The sequence below is a fragment of the Belnapia sp. genome, assembly GCF_059504005.1.
In genome coordinates, this window is record NZ_JCACHU010000069.1 from 22712 (window position 1) to 41751 (window position 19040).

Sequence of the window (19040 nt, forward strand, 5' to 3'; positions counted from 1 at the left end):
AGCCAGGAGACCCCCATGGCCTATCCGACCGTCCAGCTCCACATCAACGGCGAGTGGCGTGCCAGCCGCTCCGGCAAGACCCTCGAGGTGATCAACCCCGCCACCGAGGAGGTGATCGGCGAGGTCGCCCATGCCGGCCGCGACGACCTCGACGAGGCGCTGGAGGCGGCGGCCAAGGGCTTCGCCGCCTGGAAGAAGGTCTCCGCCTTCGAGCGCGCCAAGCTCATGCGCAAGGCCGCCGACATCCTCCGCTCCCGCGCCGACGCGATCGCGGCGCTGATGACCGCCGAGCAGGGCAAGCCGCTGCCCGAGGCGAAGATGGAGACGCTGGCCGGCGCCGACATCATCGACTGGTTCGCGGAGGAGGCCCGCCGCGCCTATGGCCGCGTCATCCCCGCCCGCGCCGAGGGCGTCTACCAGCTGGTGGTGAAGGAGCCGGTCGGCCCCGTTGCCGCCTTCACGCCCTGGAACTTCCCGATCAACCAGGTCGTCCGCAAGCTCTCGGCCGCCGTCGCCACCGGTTGCTCGATCATCGTCAAGGCCCCCGAGGAGACCCCGGCCTCCCCGGCCGAGCTGGTCCGCTGCTTCGTCGATGCCGGCCTGCCCGCGGGCGTCGTCGGCCTGGTCTACGGCATCCCGGCCGAGATCAGCGAGTACCTGATCCCGCACCCGACCATCAAGAAGGTGACCTTCACCGGCTCCACCCCGGTCGGCAAGCAGCTCGCGGCGTTGGCCGGCCAGCACATGAAGCGCGTGACGATGGAGCTCGGCGGCCACGCCCCGGCCATCGTCTTCGACGACGCCGATCTCGATCTCGCGGTGAAGACCCTGGCGGGCGCCAAATTCCGCAATGCCGGCCAGGTCTGCGTCAGCCCGACGCGTTTCCTCGTGCAGGAGAAGCACTACGAGCCCTTCGTCGAGAAATTCGTCGCCGCGGCGAAGGCGGTGAAGGTGGGCAACGGCATGGAGCAGGGCGTCCAGATGGGCCCCCTCGTGCATGACCGCCGCATCCCCTGGATGGAGGGGCTGATGGCCGATGCCCGCCAGCGCGGCGCGGAAGTCCATACGGGTGGCGAGCGCATCGGCAACAAGGGCTATTTCTACGCGCCCACCGTGCTGACCGGCGTCACAAAGGAGGCGCGGATGATGAACGAGGAGCCCTTCGGGCCGCTCGCCATGATCGCGCCCTTCAAGGAGTTCGACGAGGTCGTGGAGGAGGCCAACCGCCTGCCCTACGGCCTCGCCTCCTACGCCTTCACCCGCTCGGCCAAGACGGCGAACGCCATCGCCGCCAAGGTCGAGAGCGGGATGATGACCATTAACCATCTGGGCCTCGCCCTGCCCGAGGTGCCCTTCGGCGGCATCAAGGACAGCGGCTACGGCTCCGAGGGCGGCACGGAGGCCATCGAGGCCTACCTGAACACGAAATTCGTCAGCCAGGCCGGACTCTGAGATTCGGGGAGGGCCTTGCCCTCCCCGGGCTTCGCTTGCCAGGGGCCCGCGGGCCCCTGGAATCCTTGAGTTGGATCAGCGCAGCATCGCCGTCTCGAGGCCGGCGGCCTCGTAGGCGGCCAGCGCCTCCGGCCCGGTCAGCCAGCGCAGCAGCGCCTCCGCCGCGGCCGGCGCCTCGGGCGTCAGCGCCGCGCTGTAGGTCGTGTAGGATTGCAGCTCCGGCGGCAGCGGGCCGACATAGCGCAGCTCGCGCGTCGCCCGGATCTCGGTGATCGGGGCGAAGCCGACCTCCGGCCCCGTCCCGTGCAGCAGATGTGCCATCACCTCCGCCCCGGTCCGGTAGCGGCGGGCCTTCGGCGCCACCACCCCGCCCAGCTCCAGCCGCTCGAACAGCCGCTCCATGTAGAGCCCTGTCGAGGCGCGGTTGAAGACCACCGACTGCACGCTGCTCACCAGCCGGCGTAGCCCCTCCGCATCCGCGACCGGCGGGATCGCAAGGTCCGGCCGCGTCACCACCCCGACCCCGACCCGCCCGAGCGCTACCGGCTCGCCAGCCAGCCGCCCCGCCCGCACCAGCCCGACCATTAACGACTCTGGTCCGACCATCAGCTGCGGCGCCTCGCCATCCGCCAGCGCCTGCTGCAGCATCGGCGCCGTGCCATAGCGGACCTGCACGGCTTGGCCGGAGGCACGGCTGAAGCCCCGCACCGCCGGCCCCAGCCCCGGCTCCATCGCCCCGGCGCTCATCACCTCCAACTCCGCCGCAAGGGCCGCCGGAGCCGCCATCCACCAGGTGGCGAGGGCGATCGCGAGGCGACGACGCATACCAGGACTCCGAAACATATAGGCCGCCTGCTCTACCGCGCCGCCCGCCGCCCGCCTACCGCCGGGCGTGCATGTTCCGCCGCCGTGCCTTGGCCCCTGCAACATCCAAGGCCCAGGCCGATTGCGGGCGCTCCTCCCGCCGCCCGTGGCCGACCTGGCCGCTACGGCCGCCAACCGCATGTTGCGTCGGCCCGCGCGCTGGCCGACCCTCGGCCCGCACCAGCGAGAGGAGAGGGGTATGGATCTCGGCCTTCGTGGCCTGCGGGCTATCGTCACCGGCGGCAGCAAGGGCATCGGCCGCCGCTGCGCCGAGCTCTTCGCGGCCGAGGGCGCCCATGTCGCCCTCTGCGCCCGCGATGCGGCAGATGTGGCGGCAGCCGTCGCCGCGCTTGAGGCGAGGGGCGTGACCGCCTTCGGCCAGGCGGTGGATGTCGCTGACAAGGCCGGGCTGGAGGCCTGGGTCGCGGCCAGCGCCGCCGCCCTCGGCGGCATCGACTTGGTCGTTGCCAATGTCTCGGCGCTTGCGGTCGACGACAGCGAAGAGGCCTGGCGCCGCGGCTTCGAGACCGACCTGATGCACACGGTCCGCACGGTCAATGCCGCGCTGCCGCATCTGGAGGCGTCGAAATCCGCCTCCGTCACCATCATCTCCTCCGTCTCCGGCCGCGAGATCGACTTCACCGGCCCGGCCTATGGCGCCTTCAAGGCCGCGCTCGTGCATTATGCGCAGGGCCTCGCCTACCGTCTGGCCGGAAAGGGCATCCGCGCCAACACCGTCTCCCCCGGCAACACCTATTTCGAGGGCGGCATCTGGCAGTGGATCGAGCGGAACAACGCCCCGCTCTTCGCCGAGGCCCTGGCGCTCAACCCCACGGGCCGCATGGCCTTACCCGAGGAGATCGCCCGCAGCGTGGTCTTCCTGGCGAGCCCCGCCTCCTCCTTCACCACAGGCACCAACCTGGTGATCGACGGCGCGCTCACCCGCGGCGTGCAGCTATGATGCCCGCCTGCGCTCCATGGCAGCGTGCAGGACCACTCAGACCCGCTCCAGCTCCCGCGGCCTTGCCGGGAGCCGCTTCGGGATGAGGCAATCGGGCAGCGGCTTGCCGCTGCCGCCGATCGGCAGGGGCTTCGGCGCCGGCGGCAGCGGATCCGGCCGCCAGCCGCCGCCATCGCCGCGCTTCAGGTTCCGCAGCTCGCGGATGGCAAAGACGAGCGGCACCCCGAAGCTGAGGCTGCCGCTGAGCAGAACGAAGACTTCCGGCGCCATCCACCACCTCCCTCAGATGACCCGAGCATAACGGCCCGGCACCCGGGGGATGCAAGCGCCGCATCGACAAGGCAACCGATAGCGACCTATCCTTCCCGCCCAACGGGAGCGCCGGATGCCGGACCAGACCAACCCCCCCGCCTATGTCCCGGCCCCGCTGCCGCCCGAGGCGCCGCCGCCCGGCGAGCTCCGCACCATCCAGCCCGGCCTGCTGCGCGCCCGCATGCCGCTGCCCTTCGCGCCGGGCCATGTGAACATCTGGCTGCTCGAGCATGAGGGCGGCTGGCTCGCGATCGACACCGCCATCGCCAGCCGCACCACCCGCGGGTTCTGGGACCAGCTCCTGGCCCAGCCCGCGCTCGGCGGCCGGCCGCTGACGGCGCTGCTCGTCACCCATTTCCACCCCGACCATGTCGGCCTCGCCGGCTGGCTCTGCGGGCGCTTCGGCATCCTGCCGATGATGACCCGCATCGAATGGCTGATGGCCCGCGCCCTCTGGTACGACAGCGGCCCGCACATGATGGCGCAGCAGGTCGAGCACTATGCCCGCGCCGGCTGCCCGCCCGAATTCCTCGCCTTCGTCGAGGGCCGCGGCGCCCTCTACCAGCGCGCCGTCGGCGAGCTGCCGCGCAGCTTCCACGCGCTGAAGGACGGCCGCGGCGTCACCATCGGCGGCAGCGAATGGCGGGTGATGACGGGCGCCGGCCATGCGCCGGACATGGCGACGCTCTACAGCCCAGAGCGCGGCCTGCTGATCTCCGCCGACCAGGTCCTGCCCCGCATCTCGCCCTATATCGGCCTCCATCCCGGGGAGCCGGAGGCCGACCCGCTCGGCGACTTCCTCGCCAGCAACGACCGCTTCCGCGCCCTGCCGGAGGACACGCTGGTCCTGCCCAGCCATGGCGAGCCCTTCGCCACGCTGCACCGCCGCCTCGACATGCTGGCCGCCCACCATGCCGAGCGGCTGGATGCGCTCGCCGAGGCCTGCCGCGAGCCGCTCACCGCCTATGAGGCCGCCCAATTCCTCTTTCCCCGCGCCGCGCAGGAGATGGGCCAGGTGAGCTTCACCGTGGGCGAGACGCTGGCGCATCTCCGCCGCCTGGAACGCCAGGGCCGGCTGCGCGTCGAGCCAGGCCAGGTCGCCCGCTTCCGGACCATCTGATGCCCACCGAGACCGAGATCGCCATCATCGGCGCCGGCGCCGCCGGCATCGGCGCCGCCACCCGCCTCGCCGAGCTGGGCCGGTCCTGCCTGGTGCTGGAGGCCGGCACGCGCCCTGGCGGCCGGGCCTTCACCGAGAGCGCCAGCCTCGGCACCCCCTTCGACCACGGCGCCTCCTGGCTGCACGTCGCCGAGCACAACCCGCTGACGCCCATCGCCCGCCGCCTCGGCTTCACCCTCTTCGAGGGCGAGCGGCGCCGCCGCGACATCCTGCTCATCCGCGACCGCCCCGCGACCCCGGCCGAGAAGGCGGCCCACGACGCGGCCTGCGATGCCTGGGAGGAGGCCGCCGAGGCCCGCGCCGCGCAGGGCGGGCCCGACATGCCCATCGCCGAGGCTGTGCCTCGCGGCGGCCCATGGGACGCGACCGTCTCCCACTGGCTTGGCACCACCATCTGCGGCGTCGAGCCGGAGCGGAACAGCCTCCGCGACTACGTCGACACGGGGCTCGACGGCGAGAACCCGCAGGTCGCGGAAGGCCTCGGCACGCTGGTCGCGCGCCTCGCCGAGGGCCTGCCGGTGCAGCTTGCGACGCCCATCCACCGCCTGGAGGCCGACCGCCACATCACCCTCGAGGGCCCCCGCGGCACCATCCGCGCCCGCGCCTGCATCGTCACCCTCTCGACCGGCGCCCTGGCCTCCGGCGCCCTTCGCTTCCAGCCCGGCCTGCCGGCCGAGGTGGAGAGCGCCATCGCCGGCCTTCCCATGGCGCTGCTCTCGAAGATCGCCTTGCGTGGCGGCGCCGGACTCGGCTTCGGCCCCTTCGCCCGGCTCGGCCGCATGGTGGAGGGAGAGGGGGACCGACCGATGTCCTGGGTCGTCAGCCCCTTCGGCCGCGACCATGCCATCGGCTTCCTCGGCGGCGAGGCCGCCTGGGCGCTCGCCCGCGAGGGCCTGGCCGCCGCCGAGGCCTATGCCCGGGCCGAGCTCGCCCGGTATTTCGGCGCGGCCGAGATCGCGCGCGCCTTCCCCCACAAGGCCGTCGCCACCGACTGGGGCGAGAACCCGCTCTTCCTCGGCGCCTATACCTTTGCCCGGCCCGGGGCGGCCGGCGCCCGCGCGGCGCTCGCCGGGGCGAGCCTCGCCGATGGCCGCATCCGCTTCGCCGGCGAGGCCTGCCACACCCGCTATGCCGGGACGGTCGGCGGCGCCTGGGCAAGCGGCATGGCGGCGGCGGACGCGATATCCGCTACGCTCCGGGGATGAACCGCACCACCTTCGCCGCCGAAGCCGCCGCCTGCGGGGATCGGGTCGTCGCCCTGACCCGGGCGCTGGTCGCCATCCCGTCCCCCAACCCGCCCGGCGATGTCCGCGCCTGCGCCGAGGCCGCCGCCCGGCTGATCCGCGAGCTCATCCCGGCGGCCGAGATCACCCTCCACCCGACCTCGGACCAGGTTGCGAACCTGGTCGCCCGGGTGCGGGGCCATGCCCCCGGCCGCCGCCTGGTCTTCAATGGCCATCTCGACACCTATCCGGTGAACGAGGCGCTGCCCTGGACCGTCCCGCCCCTCGGCGGCCTGCTGCGCGAGGGCCGCCTCTACGGCCGCGGCAGCGCCGACATGAAGGGCGGCATCGCCGCCTCCATCACGGCGCTGGCGCTGCTCGCCGCCCATCCCGGGCTCTGGCGCGGCGAGGCGGTGCTGACGCTGGCCGGCGACGAGGAATCCATGGGCCCGCTCGGCACGAAATGGCTGATGGACAATGTTCCCGAGGCCCGCGGCGATGCCGTGATCATCGGCGATGCAGGCAGCCCGCGCGTGCTGCGCTTCGGCGAGAAGGGCTTCCTCTGGATTGAGGTCGAGGCATCGGGCCGCGCCAGCCACGGCGCCCATGTCCATCTCGGCGTGAACGCGCTCGACCGCCTCTGCGCCGCGCTCGATGCAGTGCGGGGGCTGCGCGCGCTGCGGCCCGCGCCGCCCGCCGCCGTCATCGCCGCCATCGCCGCGGCGCGCCCCGTATCCGAGGCGCTGTCCGGCGCTGGCGAGGCGGAGGTGCTCGGCAGCATCACCGTGAATGTCGGCCGCATCGAGGGCGGCACCTCCACCAACCTCGTCCCGGCCTCCGCCCGCGCCGGGATCGACATCCGCCTCCCCGTCGGCCTTCCCTGCGCCGCCGCCGAGACCGCGCTCGCCGCGGCGCTCGACGGCCGCGAGGGCATCGCCTGGCGCATCCTCCGCCGCTTCGAGCCGAACCACACCGACCCGGAGCATGAGCTCGTCCGCCGCGCCGCCGCCGCGGCGATTGAGGTGCTCGGCACCCCATGCGCCGTCAACATGCGCGTCGGCGGCTCGGATGCTCGCTGGTTCCGCATGGCCGGGCTGCCGACCATCGTCTATGGCCCGGCGCCCCACAACATGGGCGGCGCCGACGAGTACGTCCTGGTCGAGGAGCTGCGCCAGGTCGCCCAGGTCCATGCCCTGGCGGCGCTCGACTTCCTCGCCGCATGAGCCTCAGCCTGCCCCGCATCGCCGCGGCGAGCGACACCGCCCGTGCCATCCTGTGGATGCTGGCCTCCGGCCTGCTCTTCATCCTGCTGAACGGCACGCTTCGCCTGCTCGCCCAGCAGCTCGACCCCTTCGTCACCGGCTTCCTGCGCTACAGCTTCGGTGTGCTGGTGATGCTGCCCTTCATCCTGCGCGCCGGCTGGGCCGCCTATCGTCCCGCCAACCTCGCGGGGCAGATCTGGCGCGGCGCCATCCACACCTCCGGATTGCTGCTGTGGTTCATCGCCGTGCCGCATGTGCCGCTGGCCGACATGACGGCGCTCGGCTTCACCACGCCGCTCTTCATCATGCTCGGCGCCGTCGTGTTCCTGCGCGAGCGGATGGTCGCGGCCCGCTGGGTCGCGGCGCTGATCGGCTTCTGCGGCGTGCTCGTCGTCGTCTCGCCCAACCTTTCCGGCGGCGCCGGTGCCTACGGCTTCGTGATGCTCGCCTCCTCGCCGCTCTTCGCCGCCTCCTTCCTCATCACCAAGGCGCTGACGCGGCGGGATTCGCCGCATGTCATCGTCGTGTGGCAGTCGCTCGGCGTCGCGTTGTTCAGCCTGCCCTTCGCGCTGCCGAACTGGGAATGGCCGTCGGCGGGCCAATGGGCCGCCTTCGCCTTCTGCGGCACGATCGGCACGGCGGGGCATATCTGCCTGACGCGGGCCTTCCGCCTCGCCGACATGTCGGTGACCCAGCCGATCAAATTCCTTGAGCTGATCTGGGCCTCGCTCTTCGGCTTCGCCGTCTGGGGCGACATCCCCGGCCCGGCGACCTGGATCGGCGGGCTGATCATCTTCGCCAGCACGAGCTGGATCGCGCGGCGGGAGGCTCGCCGCGCCAACCCTGCCTAGCCCGCCGCCTTCGCCTCCCGCCGCCGCGCCGTCAGGACGAACTCGGTATAGCCGTTCGGCTGCGCTGCACCCTGGAAGATCAGGTCGCAGGCGGCCCTGAAGGCCACGCCGTCATAGTCCGGCGCCATCGGGCGGTAGAGCGGGTCGCCGGCATTCTGCCCGTCGACCACCTTTGCCATCCGCTTCAGTGTCTCCATCACCTGCCCCTCGGTGGCGATGCCGTGCTGCAGCCAGTTGGCGATGTGCTGGGCGCTGATGCGCAGCGTCGCCCGGTCCTCCATCAGCCCGACATCATGGACGTCCGGCACCTTGGAGCAGCCGACGCCCTGGTCGATCCAGCGCACCACATAGCCGAGGATGCCCTGGCAGTTGTTGTCGAGCTCCGCCTGCACCGCATCCGCCGGCCAGTTGGTGTCGGTCGCCAGCGGGATGGCGAGGATGTCCTCGAGCTTCGCGCGGCGCCCGCCCTGCACCAGCTCCTCCTGCCGGGCCGCGACGTCGACCTCGTGGTAATGCAGCGCATGCAGGGTGGCCGCGGTGGGGGAGGGGACCCAGGCGGTGTTGGCGCCGGCCTTCGGGTGGCCGACCTTCTGCTTCAGCATCTCCGCCATCGCGTCGGGCGCGGCCCACATGCCCTTGCCGATCTGCGCCCGGCCGCGCAGCCCGCAGGCCAGGCCGACATCGACGTTCCAGTCCTCGTAGCCCCTGATCCAGGGCGTGCCGCGCATGTCGTTCTTGCGCAGCACCGCGCCGGCCGCCATCGAGGTGTGGATCTCGTCGCCGGTGCGGTCGAGGAAGCCGGTGTTGATGAAGGCGACGCGGTCGCGCGCGGCGCGGATGCATTCCATGAGGTTCACCGTCGTCCGGCGCTCCTCGTCCATGATGCCCATCTTCAGCGTCGCCCGCGGCAGGCCGAAGGCGTCCTCGACGCGGCCGAAGAGCTCGTTCGCCCAGGCCACTTCCTCCGGCCCGTGCATCTTCGGCTTGACGATGTAGACGCTGCCGGCGCGGCTGTTGCGCCCGCGGCCCTGGCCGCGCAGGTCGTGCAGCGCGATCGCCACGGTGCACATGGCATCGAGGATCGTCTCCGGCGTCTCGGCGCCGTCGAGCGTCACCACGTCCGTCATCATGTGGTGGCCGACATTGCGCACCAGCATCACCGAGCGACCATGCAGCGTGACGGCCCCGCCGCCTGGCTTCAGGTAAGTCCGGTCCGGGCTCAGCTTGCGGACGAGCGTCTTGCCGCCCTTCTCGAAGCTCGCCTCCAGCGTTCCCGCCATGAGCCCGAGCCAGTTGCGGTAGACCACCACCTTGTCCTCGGCATCCACCGCGGCGACGCTGTCCTCGCAATCGACGATGGTGGTGACGGCCGCCTCCAGCACCAGGTCGGCGACGCCCGCCGGGTCGTCCTTGCCGATCGGATGGTCGCGGTTGATCACCAGCTCCGCATGCAGCCCGTGATGGACGAAGAGGATGGCGGTGGGCGAGGCCGGTTCGCCCTGGTAGCCGACGCATTGGCCCGCCTGGGCGAGGCCGACGCTCCGCCCGTCCTTTAGCCCAACGGACAGCGCCCCGGCGAGGATCGCATAGGACTTCGCCTCGGCATGAGAGACGCCGCCGGCCAGCGGCGCGATCCGGTCGAGCGTCGCCCGCGCGAAGGCGATGACCTTCTCGCCGCGCTTCGGGTTGAAGCCCCGCCCGCGCTCCGCCCCGCCATCTTCGGGGATGGCATCCGTGCCGTAGAGCGCGTCATAGAGGCTGCCCCAGCGCGCATTGGCGGCGTTCAGCGCGTAGCGGGCATTGGAGACGGGCACGACCAGCTGCGGCCCGGCGACATGGCCGAACTCAGCGTCGACATTGCTGGTGCCGACCTGGAAGGCCGGCCCCTCGGGCACGAGGTAGCCGATCTCGCGCAGGAAGGCCGTATAGGCCGCCGCATCGACCGGGCGCGCCGGATTGGCCCGGTGCCACGCGTCGATCTTCGCCTGCAGCTCGTCGCGCCTGGCCAGCAGGGCGGCGTTGCGGGGGGCGAGGTCGCGCAGGATGGCGGCATAGGAGGCCCAGAACCGCTCCGGCGTCACCCCGGTGCCCGGCAGGGCCTCCTGCTCCATGAAGTCCTTGAGCAGCCGTTCGACGCCAAGCCCCGCAACCTCGACCCGTTCCGCCATGGGTAGCCTCCCTCATTCCCCGGCTAACTAGGCGGAAACGCGCCTGGCCGCAAAGGGGCGGGGGCTGACAGCTCCGGCAACGCCGCGGAGGGCCGGACGGAGCCTTCCGTTGCAGGAGGCGATGCGCCGGATCCGGTGAGGAACCAAGCGGCGGAGCAGGCTGTTAGCGGCGCCAGCGGCCGTCCCGCGGAGCAGCCTTCCCGGCGGCGGCCAAGAGGGGAAATGCCATGATCAACCGACTGTCCCAGGCCGGCTGCGCGCTGGCACTCGCCTCCGTCCTGTCCTTCGCCGACGCCGCCTTCGCCCAGGGCGATTCCGTGCCACGGCGCGACGGACAACAGACCGTCAGCGGCCTCCTCGCCCGGCAGGAGAGCGGCTCCTTCGAGACCGTGACCTTCGATCCCGGCACGGCGCCCTTCGGCCTGCGCAACAACAACTGGGTTGGCCTCAAGGGCCCCAACCTGAGCGGCCGCTGGCCCGGCCAGACCGGGGCCAATGCCAACGGCTTCGCGCGGTTCGACGACCCGGCCTATGCGGTCCGCGCCTTCATCGACCTGATGCAGCAGTACCAGGCCCGCCACAACGCCCGCTCCGCCGCCGACATCCTCCGGCGCTACTCGCCGCCGGGCGATTGCTCCGGCGCCCCCTCCGTGCCGCCGAGCGAACGGCGCGACGGCGGCGGCTGCGTCGAGAATGAGACGACCCCGCCCATCACCGCGGTGCGCGCGGCCCGCGCGGCCGGGGTCCAGCCGACCGAAGATCTCGACCTGTTCGGCCCAGAGGGGCGGATCAACCACCCGGACCGGCTCCGCGCCCTGCTCGACGCGGTGGTGACGCAGGAGATCGGCCCGTCCCACTGCCCGCAGCCGCCGCGCGGCGCGAGCTGGATCGGCTGCCGGGTGGATGACGCGGTTTATGGCCGCGCCGTCGAGCTGTTCGGCAGGCAGGGCTGAGTGGGCCGGGCCCAGGCGATCAGAGGCCGGCTCGGTCCAGCCGCAGGATGGCCCGCGTCATGGCCTGGGCCCGCGGCACGAGGCTAGCGACCTCCAGATACTCCTCCGGGCTGTGCGCCTTGCCGCCCACCGGCCCGACGGCGCAGATGGTCGGCGCCCCGACCGCGGCGGTGAAGCCACTGTCGGCGCAGCCGCCGCTGAACTCGCCGGTGATGGCGAGCCCGCTCTCCCCCGCCGCGGCGCGGTACATGTCGAACAGCCTCGCCGCCGCCTCGCTCTGCGTCAGCGGCAGGAACTCGCCGCGGATGGTGAGGCGGGAGCGCGTGCCCGGCACATAGGCCCGCTCGATGATGGCGTGGATCCTGGCCATCACCTCGTCCCGGTCCGCCGGCTCCTTGTAGCGGAGGTCGATCTGCCCCTGCGCCCAGGGCGCCACGGTGTTGACGCTCTGCCCGCCCGCGACCAGGCCGACATTCAGTGTGATGCCGCGCCGGAGATCAGTCAGCGCATGCAGCGCGGTGATCTTCGCCGCCAGCTCGCCGATGGCGCTGATGCCCGCCTCGAAATTGCCGCCCGAATGCGCCGCCTTCCCCTCGATGTCGAAGACGGAGAAGACGCCGCCCTTCCGCCCCGTCACCACCCCGCCACTGGGCCGCCCCGGCTCCGAGTTGAAGACGACGCGCGCCTCCCGCGCCGTTGCCTCGATCACCGCCCGCCCTTCCGGGCTGCCGATCTCCTCGTCGCCGGTGAAGAGCCCGACCAGCGGCCCCGCCGCCCCGCCGAAGCGCTGGAAGCCGGCGAGGACGAACATGTTCATCACCAGGCCCGCCTTCATGTCGGCGACGCCCGGGCCGGTGGCGATGCCGCCCTCGATGCGGAAGGGCCGCCGCTCCGGCTCGCCCTTGGGGAAGACCGTGTCGCGGTGCCCCATCAGCACGATCGCCTGCTTCTCGTTGCCCGAGGCCAGAGCCTCGCCGCCCGCCACCCGCGCCTTCAGGCAGTCGCCATAGCGCTCCTGCGGGATGACCTCGACCGGGATGCCCTCCGCGGCCATGAAGTCCTGAACGACCCGCCCGACCGCATCGACGCCGGGCTTGTCGTAGCTGCCGCCATCGGTGTTCACCATGGCTTCCAGCACCTTGAGCATCGCCTCCTGCTGGGTGGCGAGCCAGGCGGTGACGGCGGATTCGGTGCTCATGCGGGCCTCGTCGAAGGGCGGAGGCTCAGCCTGTCCCCGCCGCCCCCGCGAGGCAAGGGCCCCTTCCGCTCCCGCCTCGCGCCCCCATCTCGGCCCGGAAAGCGAAGGAATGCGAATGTCGGGACCTGTAGCCATCCTCGGCGCCACCGGCGGCATCGGCGGGGCGCTCGCCTGCCGCCTCGCCGCGCGTGGGGCGCCGCTCTTCCTCATCGGCCGCGATGCCGGCCGGCTTTCGGCTCTGGCCGAGGAGCTGCGCGCCCCCTCCGCGCCCTGCGACGTCACCGACCCGGCCGCCCTGAAATCCGCCATCGCCGCCGCCGGCACCCCGCTTTCCGGCCTTGCCTTCTGCATCGGCTCCATCGTGATGAAGCCGCTCGCCCGCGCGACGCCGGCGGATTTCGCCGAGACCTTCGCCCTCAACGTCACCGCCGCCGCGCTTGCCGTGCAGGCCGCGGCGCCGGCGCTGGCAGCGGGGCAGGGGAGCGTCGTCCTCTTCTCCTCCGTCGCCGCCCGTGCCGGCTTCCCGGCCCATGCCGTGATCGGCTCCGCCAAGGCCGCGGTCGAGGGATTGTCCCTTGCGCTCGCCGCCGAACTGGCGCCATCGGTGCGGGTGAACTGCATCGCCCCGAGCCTCACCCGCACCGGCATCGCCACCCCCATGACGAAGAACCCGCAGATGGCGGAGGCCATCGCCAAGCTGCATCCCATCCCCCGCCTGGGCGAGGCCGAGGATGCGGCGGCGCTCGCCGACTTCCTGCTCTCCGAGGCCTCGGGCTGGATCACCGGCCAGGTGATCGGCGTCGATGGCGGACGGTCCAGCCTCCGCGGCCGCGGGTGATGCTGCGCCGCCGCCTACCGCTGCTGACGCTGCCGTTCCTGGCCAGTCCCGCCGTTGCGCTCCCCGCCGTCACCCGTTTCCGCATCATGCGCGAGGGCAGCGACATCGGCACCCATACGGTGACGCTCAGCGAGGCCGGCGGCGAACTCACCGCCCGCACCGAGGTGGCGGTCCATGTGAGGCTGGTCGGCATCACCGTCTTCCGCCTCAACCACGACTTCACGGAGGTCTGGGCCGGCGACCGCCTGCGCTCCGCCACCTCCCGCCATGACCGCAACGGCACGGTGACGGCCATGACGGCGCGGGCCGAGGGCGGCGTCATCCTGGTCCAGGGGCCCGGAGGCCCGCAACGCCTCCCGGCCGAAGCGGCGCCGCTGACCTGGTGGGACGCGCGCCGCTTCGACCGCCCGCTCTTCGACAACGAGACCGGCAAGCCGCTCCGCCTGCAATGGGACCGCAAACCCGGTCCCGGCGGCGGCGCGACCTGGCGCGCGACCGGCGACGAGGAGGGCGAGGGGCAGTACTCCGCCGACGGCACCTGGCTCGCCTGGCGCACCAGGGGCGACGACGGCAGCCTCGTCACCTACGAGAGGGCCTGATGGGCGCCCTTCGCCTCATCCTCGGCGACCAGCTCACCCCTGACATCGCCGCCCTCGAGGGCCTCGATGCGGCCCGCGACGTCGTGCTCATGGCCGAGGTCATGGGTGAGTGCACCTATGTCCCGCACCACAAGCAGAAGCTGGTGCTGGTGCTCTCCGCCATGCGCCATTTCGCGGCAGAGCTCCGCGCCCGCGGCGTCACGGTCGACTACATCCGCCTCGACGATCCGGGCAACACCGGCACGCTGACCGGCGAGCTGGCCCGCGCCATCGCCCGCCACCGGCCGGAGGGCGTGGTCTGCGCCTTCCCCGGCGAATGGCGCCTGCTGGCGGCGATGCGCGGCTGGGAGGAAAGCCTCGGCCTCCCCGTCGAGATCCGCGAGGATGCGCGCTTCCTCTGCACGCTGCCGCGCTTCCGCCGCTGGGCCCAGGGCCGGCGGCAGTGGCGGATGGAGTTCTTCTACCGCGAGATGCGCCGCGAGACCGGCCTGCTGATGGACCCTGACGGCCCCGTCGGCGGCCAGTGGAATTACGACGCCGAGAACCGCCGCCCCCTCACCCCCGGCCTCGCCGCCCCGCCGCCCCGTCGTCCGGCGCCGGACGCCATCACCGGGGAGGTGATCGACCTGGTCGAGGCGCGCTTCCCCGCCAATTTCGGTACGCTGGAGGCCTTTGCCTGGCCGGTGACGGCAACCGAGGCGGCCGCGGCGCTGGACGACTTCATCGCCACCCGCCTCGCCCGCTTCGGCGACCACCAGGACGCGATGGCGACCGGCGAGCCCATCCTGTTCCACGCCCTGGTCTCGACCAGCCTCAACCTCGGCCTCCTTTCGCCCCGTGCCTGCTGCGAGGCCGCCGAGGCTGCCTATCGCGCCGGCCGCGCACCGCTTAACGCGGTCGAGGGCTTCATCCGCCAGATCCTCGGCTGGCGCGAATATGTCCGCGGCCTCTACTGGCTGAAGATGCCCGACTATGCGGCGCTCAACGCGCTGGAGGCGACGCGGCCGCTGCCCTGGTCCTGGTGGGGGGGCGAGACGCGGATGAACTGCTTGAAGCAGGTCGTCCGCCAGACCCGCGACCTGGCCTATGCCCACCACATCCAGCGCCTGATGGTCACCGGCAATTTCGCCCTCCTCGCCGGCCTCGACCCGGCGCAGGTGAACGAGTGGTACATGGCCGTCTATGCCGATGCCTTCGAATGGGTGGAACTGCCCAACACCCATGGCATGGCGCTGCATGCCGATGGCGGCATGATGGCGAGCAAGCCCTATGCGGCGAGCGGCGCCTACATCAACCGCATGTCGGACTACTGCCGCCGCTGCTGCTACGACGTGAAGGCGGCGACCGGGCCCGATGCCTGCCCGATGAACGCCCTCTACTGGGACTTCATCGCCCGGCACGAGCGCCGCTTCACCGGCAACCCGCGCATGGCCATGCCGCTGCAGACCCTGCGCAAGATGGCGCCCGAGAAGCGGGACGCGCTGCGCGCCCAGGCCGCCGCCTTCCTCGCCGGGCCGGAGATGCGCCCCGAGGCTTGACCCGCCCCGGCGCCGGCGCATCATCCCTGGGCAGAGCGCCGCAGGGGGCGGGGTGGGGATCATGGCCGACGAGATCGAATGGATGCGCCTCACCGCCGAGGAGCTCCGCGCCCGCGCCGCGGCGGATGCGCTGGTCGTCATCCCCGTCGCCTCGCTCGAGCAGCACGGTCCGCACCTGGCGACCGGCGTCGACATCATCCTCGCCACCGCCGTCGCCGAGGAGACGGCGCGGCGCCTCGGCGGCCCCGTCGTCGTTACGCCCTGCGTCTGGACCGGCCTCGCCGAGCACCACATGGATTTCGGCGGTACCGTCACGCTGGACTATGCGAGCTTCGCCGGCATGCTGCGTGGCATCGTGAAATCTGCCGCCCGCCACGGCTTCCGGCGGATGATGCTGCTGAACGGCCATGGCGGGAATGCCGAAGCCGTCGCCGTCGCCGCCGGCGAGTTCTCGATCGAGTTCGGCATTCGCGTCGCCGCCGCCACCTATTGGCACGCCACGCCCGAGGTCATCGCCCCGATCCTCGAGCGCCAGCCCGGCCTGATGCATGCCTGCGAGGCGGAGACGAGCATGATGCTCCACCTCCGCCCGTCCAGCGTCCGCACCGGGCGACTGCCCGAGGCGCATGGCCCGCACACCACCCGCGTCGAGGGCCAGCCCACCGGCCTCGCCCTCCGCCGCTCCTTCAAGGCGATCTCGCCCTCCGGCGTCATCGGCGACGCCCGCCTGGCGACGGCGGAGAAGGGCGAGCGCCTGCTCGATGCCATCGCCGGCCGCATGGCGGAACTCCTCCGCAACCCGAAGCTCTGGGCCTGACGCCGATGTCCGACTACCCGCTCGTCACCGGCCATGCCGCCTGGGTTGCGCTGGCGTCGCCGCCGCCCGGCATCGCCTTCGCCCGCGAGGAGGGCTGCCTCGACCCGGTGGAATACACCGCCGTGGTCCGCGACTCCGGCCTCGTCCGCCCGGTGGATGACGCGGCGCGCATGGCCGCCATGGTCGCCGGCTCCAACCTCATCGTCACCGCCCGTGACCAGGCGGGACGGCTGGTCGGCGCCGCCCGGAGCTTCACCGACTTCGCCTATGGCTGCTACCTGTCCGACCTCTGCGTCGTCCGCGCGGGACAGGGGAAGGGCATCGGCCGCGCCCTCATCGCCGAGACCAAGCGCATCCTCGGCCCCGGCTGCATGCTGCTGCTGCTTTCGGCGCCCGATCCTATGACCTGGTACCCGAAGCTCGGCATGGAGCCGGTCGGGAACGGCTTCATCATCCGCCGCGACGGTTAGGGCGGATTCCGTGAGCCAGGTCGGACGGAACCCGCTCTAGTCGCCATCCTGGTCCAGCGCATAGCCGGCGGAGCGCACGGTACGGATCACATCCGCCCCGCCATCGACGTTGATCGCCTTGCGCAGCCGGCGGATATGCACGTCGACCGTCCGCGGCTCGACATGGATGTCCCGCCCCCAGACGGCATCCAGCAGCTGTTCCCGGCTGAAGACGCGCCCGGGGTTCTGCAGGAAGAACTCCAGCATCCGGTACTCGGTCGGGCCGAGATGCAGCGGGCGGCCGGCCCGCGTCACCCGATGCGCATCCTGGTCCATGGTGATGTCGAGGTAGGAGAGCGTCCCCTTGGTGGCGATGCTCCCCGAGCGCCGCAGCAGGGCCCGGATGCGCGCCAGCAGGCTGTCCATGGCGAAGGGCTTGGCGATGTAGTCGTCGGCGCCGGTATCGAGCGCCCGGACGGCATCCTGGTCCTCGGTCCGCGCCGTCACCATGATGATCGGCAGGTCCCGCGTCGCCGGCTTGCGGCGGAGCTGCCGGCAGACCTCGATCCCCGACAGCGCCGGCAGCATCCAGTCGAGCAGGACGAGATCAGGCCTCGCCTCGGCGACGCGCAGCAGCGCCTCCTGCCCGTCGGCCGCCTCCTCGACGCGGAAGCCCTGCTTCTCGAGGTTGTAGCGCAGCAGCGTGATCAGCGGCGCCTCGTCCTCGACGACCAGGATGGTCGGCTTGGCATGGCCCTGGACCATGTCCGGCATGAGACCTGTTCCTCCCTCAGCCTGGCGGCCGGACCACGGCATAGGCGGAGCCGTCGCCCTTCGGCCGCTCATCCGGCAGGTTCTCGCCGCTCACCGCATAATGCACCGTCTCGGCGATGTTCGTCGCATGGTCCCCGATGCGCTCGAGGTTCTTGGCGACGAAGAGGAGGTGGGTCGCCGCGGTGATGTTGCGGGGATCCTCCATCATATGCGTCAGCATCTCGCGGAAGATGCCGTTATAGACCTGGTCGACCGGCTCGTCCGCCTCCCAGACCTCGTCGGCGCGCGCGGCGTCGTCATTCACCAGGGCGTCGATCGCGCCCTTCAGGTTCTCCTGCACCAGCACGGCCATGCGGTTGAAGCCATTGAGGCTGCCGACCGTCGGCTGCTGGGCGAGGACGATGCTGCGCTTCGCCGCGTTGCGCGCGTAGTCGCCGATACGCTCCAGCCCATGGCTGATCTTGAGGCAGGCGATGACCAGCCGCAGGTCCTGCCCCACCGGCTGGCGCAGCGCCAAGATGCGGATGCAGAAATTCTCGACCTCCCGCTCCAGCGCATCGATCGCGCCGTCGCGCCCCACCACCTCGGTGGCGAGGTCGGAGTCGCGCCGCACCAGCGAGGCTACGGCATCCGCCACCTGCCGCTCGGCGAGGCCGCCCATGCGGGCGATCATGTCGCGCAGCCGCTGCAGCTCCTCGCCATAGGCGCGCACGGTATGCTCGGCCATCGGTTCCATCTTCACCGCCTCCGCCTCCGCCTCAGCCGAACCGGCCGGTGATGTATTCCTGCGTCTTCGGATGCTTCGGCGCGGTAAAGAGCTGCCCCGCCGGCGCCACCTCGATCAGCTCGCCCAGGTAGAAGAAGGCCACCTGGTCGGCGCAGCGCGCGGCCTGCTGCATGTTGTGGGTGACGATCGCGATGGTGAAGTCGCGCTTCAGCTCGTCGATCAGCTCCTCGATCTTGAGGGTCGAGATCGGGTCGAGGGCCGAAGTCGGCTCGTCGAACAGAATCACCTCCGGCCGCACCGCGATGGTGCGCGCGATGCAGAGCCGCTGCTGCTGCCCACCCGACATGCCCATGGCCGAGGTGTTGAGCCGGTCCTTCGCCTCCGACCAGAGCGCCGCCCGCGTCAGCGCCCACTCCACCCGCTCGTCCATCTGCGCCTTGTTCAGCTGCTCGTGCAGCCGGACGCCGAAGGCGATGTTCTCGTAGATGGTCATCGGGAAGGGGGTGGGCTTCTGGAACACCATGCCGATCTTCGAGCGCAGCGCGTTCAGGTCGACGCTGCCGTCGATGATGTTCTCGCCGTCGAGCAGCACCTGCCCCTCCGCCCGCTGCCCGGGATAGAGGCTGTACATCCGGTTCAGCACCCGCAGCAGCGTCGACTTGCCGCAGCCCGAGGGGCCGATCATGCCCGTCACCTGCCGCGCCGGGATGTCGAGGCCGATCCCCTTCAGTGCCCTGTGCGCACCGTAGTAGAAGTCGAGCTCCCTGATCGCCAGCTTCGCCCCGTTCAGCGCGGCGTCGGAGCGTGCCTGCATGGCGCCGATATTCGGCCGGGCGGCGATCTTGTCGTCCATCGCGGACTGGCTCATAGATTG

19 protein-coding genes are annotated in these 19040 nt (G+C 71.7%); 12 read left to right on the forward strand and 7 right to left on the reverse strand.

From position 1 onward, the window contains the following. The first annotated feature begins 15 nt into the window (after window positions 1–15). Window positions 16–1452 carry an NAD-dependent succinate-semialdehyde dehydrogenase gene (locus tag AC5JJ1_RS10400; protein WP_495785046.1) on the forward strand — a complete coding sequence of 479 codons (1437 nt, stop codon included), beginning with the start codon at window positions 16–18 and terminating at the stop codon, window positions 1450–1452. Between the two features lie 75 nt (window positions 1453–1527). Here the strand turns inward: AC5JJ1_RS10400 and AC5JJ1_RS10405 are convergent, their stop codons facing one another. Then, window positions 1528–2277, reverse strand: coding sequence for a substrate-binding domain-containing protein (locus AC5JJ1_RS10405; protein ID WP_495785047.1), 750 nt, complete (start codon window positions 2275–2277; stop codon window positions 1528–1530). A gap of 238 nt (window positions 2278–2515) precedes the next feature. Between AC5JJ1_RS10405 and AC5JJ1_RS10410 the strand changes: the two genes are divergently transcribed. Next, entirely contained in the window at window positions 2516–3277 is a 762-nt protein-coding gene (locus tag AC5JJ1_RS10410) for an SDR family NAD(P)-dependent oxidoreductase (RefSeq protein ID WP_495785048.1), read from the forward strand. Between the two features lie 36 nt (window positions 3278–3313). Here AC5JJ1_RS10410 and AC5JJ1_RS10415 read toward each other — a convergent pair whose 3' ends face one another. Next, a complete protein-coding gene (locus tag AC5JJ1_RS10415) occupies window positions 3314–3547 on the reverse strand; it encodes a hypothetical protein (RefSeq protein ID WP_495785049.1) in 234 nt (77 codons plus the stop codon). A 115-nt stretch (window positions 3548–3662) separates the two neighbouring features. On the opposite strand from AC5JJ1_RS10415, the gene AC5JJ1_RS10420 reads away from it, so the two are divergent. The 4 genes from AC5JJ1_RS10420 to AC5JJ1_RS10435 are packed head-to-tail and all read left to right on the forward strand — an operon-like array spanning window position 3663 to window position 8105. Further along, on the forward strand, window positions 3663–4709 hold the full coding sequence (locus AC5JJ1_RS10420; protein WP_495785050.1) for an MBL fold metallo-hydrolase: 1047 nt from the start codon (window positions 3663–3665) through the stop codon (window positions 4707–4709). After that, complete coding sequence (locus tag AC5JJ1_RS10425; protein ID WP_495785051.1) at window positions 4709–5974, forward strand: flavin monoamine oxidase family protein; 1266 nt, start codon at window positions 4709–4711, stop codon at window positions 5972–5974. Before AC5JJ1_RS10420 ends, AC5JJ1_RS10425 begins: the two co-directional genes overlap by 1 nt. Further along, window positions 5971–7215: a M20/M25/M40 family metallo-hydrolase gene (locus tag AC5JJ1_RS10430; protein ID WP_495785052.1), complete on the forward strand. Its 1245-nt coding sequence runs from the start codon at window positions 5971–5973 to the stop codon at window positions 7213–7215. The genes AC5JJ1_RS10425 and AC5JJ1_RS10430 overlap by 4 nt, the downstream gene beginning before the upstream one ends. Then, window positions 7212–8105, forward strand: a complete 894-nt coding sequence (locus AC5JJ1_RS10435) for a DMT family transporter (protein ID WP_495785053.1) — start codon at window positions 7212–7214, stop codon at window positions 8103–8105. Before AC5JJ1_RS10430 ends, AC5JJ1_RS10435 begins: the two co-directional genes overlap by 4 nt. Here AC5JJ1_RS10435 and AC5JJ1_RS10440 read toward each other — a convergent pair. After that, a complete protein-coding gene (locus tag AC5JJ1_RS10440) occupies window positions 8102–10273 on the reverse strand; it encodes a malate synthase G (protein ID WP_495785054.1) in 2172 nt (723 codons plus the stop codon). The genes AC5JJ1_RS10435 and AC5JJ1_RS10440 overlap by 4 nt on opposite strands. A gap of 227 nt (window positions 10274–10500) precedes the next feature. Between AC5JJ1_RS10440 and AC5JJ1_RS10445 the strand changes: the two genes are divergently transcribed. Further along, window positions 10501–11226 (forward strand): hypothetical protein, encoded by a 726-nt coding sequence (locus tag AC5JJ1_RS10445; RefSeq protein ID WP_495785055.1) that lies wholly within the window; start codon window positions 10501–10503, stop codon window positions 11224–11226. A 19-nt stretch (window positions 11227–11245) separates the two neighbouring features. Here AC5JJ1_RS10445 and AC5JJ1_RS10450 read toward each other — a convergent pair whose 3' ends face one another. Further along, complete coding sequence (locus AC5JJ1_RS10450) at window positions 11246–12424, reverse strand: M20 family metallopeptidase (protein WP_495785056.1); 1179 nt, start codon at window positions 12422–12424, stop codon at window positions 11246–11248. 115 nt (window positions 12425–12539) lie between these two features. Here AC5JJ1_RS10450 and AC5JJ1_RS10455 point away from each other — a divergent pair, with 115 nt between their 5' ends. The 5 genes from AC5JJ1_RS10455 to AC5JJ1_RS10475 all read left to right on the forward strand — a co-directional run bounded on the left by AC5JJ1_RS10455 (window position 12540) and on the right by AC5JJ1_RS10475 (window position 16686). Beyond that, window positions 12540–13262, forward strand: coding sequence for an SDR family NAD(P)-dependent oxidoreductase (locus AC5JJ1_RS10455; RefSeq protein WP_495785057.1), 723 nt, complete (start codon window positions 12540–12542; stop codon window positions 13260–13262). Further along, window positions 13262–13861, forward strand: a complete 600-nt coding sequence (locus tag AC5JJ1_RS10460) for a DUF6134 family protein (RefSeq protein WP_495785058.1) — start codon at window positions 13262–13264, stop codon at window positions 13859–13861. Before AC5JJ1_RS10455 ends, AC5JJ1_RS10460 begins: the two co-directional genes overlap by 1 nt. Next, on the forward strand, window positions 13861–15399 hold the full coding sequence (locus tag AC5JJ1_RS10465; RefSeq protein WP_495785059.1) for a cryptochrome/photolyase family protein: 1539 nt from the start codon (window positions 13861–13863) through the stop codon (window positions 15397–15399). The genes AC5JJ1_RS10460 and AC5JJ1_RS10465 overlap by 1 nt, the downstream gene beginning before the upstream one ends. A 61-nt stretch (window positions 15400–15460) precedes the next feature. Further along, window positions 15461–16216, forward strand: a complete 756-nt coding sequence (locus AC5JJ1_RS10470) for a creatininase family protein (protein ID WP_495785060.1) — start codon at window positions 15461–15463, stop codon at window positions 16214–16216. Between the two features lie 5 nt (window positions 16217–16221). Continuing rightward, entirely contained in the window at window positions 16222–16686 is a 465-nt protein-coding gene (locus AC5JJ1_RS10475; protein WP_495785061.1) for a GNAT family N-acetyltransferase, read from the forward strand. Window positions 16687–16722: 36 nt separating this feature from the next. Here the strand turns inward: AC5JJ1_RS10475 and phoB are convergent, their stop codons facing one another. From phoB to pstB, 3 genes are read right to left on the reverse strand one after another with little or no spacing between them, the layout of a single operon-like run. Then, a complete protein-coding gene (phoB, locus tag AC5JJ1_RS10480) occupies window positions 16723–17439 on the reverse strand; it encodes a phosphate regulon transcriptional regulator PhoB (RefSeq protein WP_495785062.1) in 717 nt (238 codons plus the stop codon). Between the two features lie 16 nt (window positions 17440–17455). After that, window positions 17456–18175: a phosphate signaling complex protein PhoU gene (gene phoU, locus AC5JJ1_RS10485; protein ID WP_495785063.1), complete on the reverse strand. Its 720-nt coding sequence runs from the start codon at window positions 18173–18175 to the stop codon at window positions 17456–17458. Between the two features lie 22 nt (window positions 18176–18197). Then, window positions 18198–19034 carry a phosphate ABC transporter ATP-binding protein PstB gene (gene pstB, locus AC5JJ1_RS10490; protein WP_495785064.1) on the reverse strand — a complete coding sequence of 279 codons (837 nt, stop codon included), beginning with the start codon at window positions 19032–19034 and terminating at the stop codon, window positions 18198–18200. Between the last annotated feature and the right edge of the window lie 6 nt (window positions 19035–19040).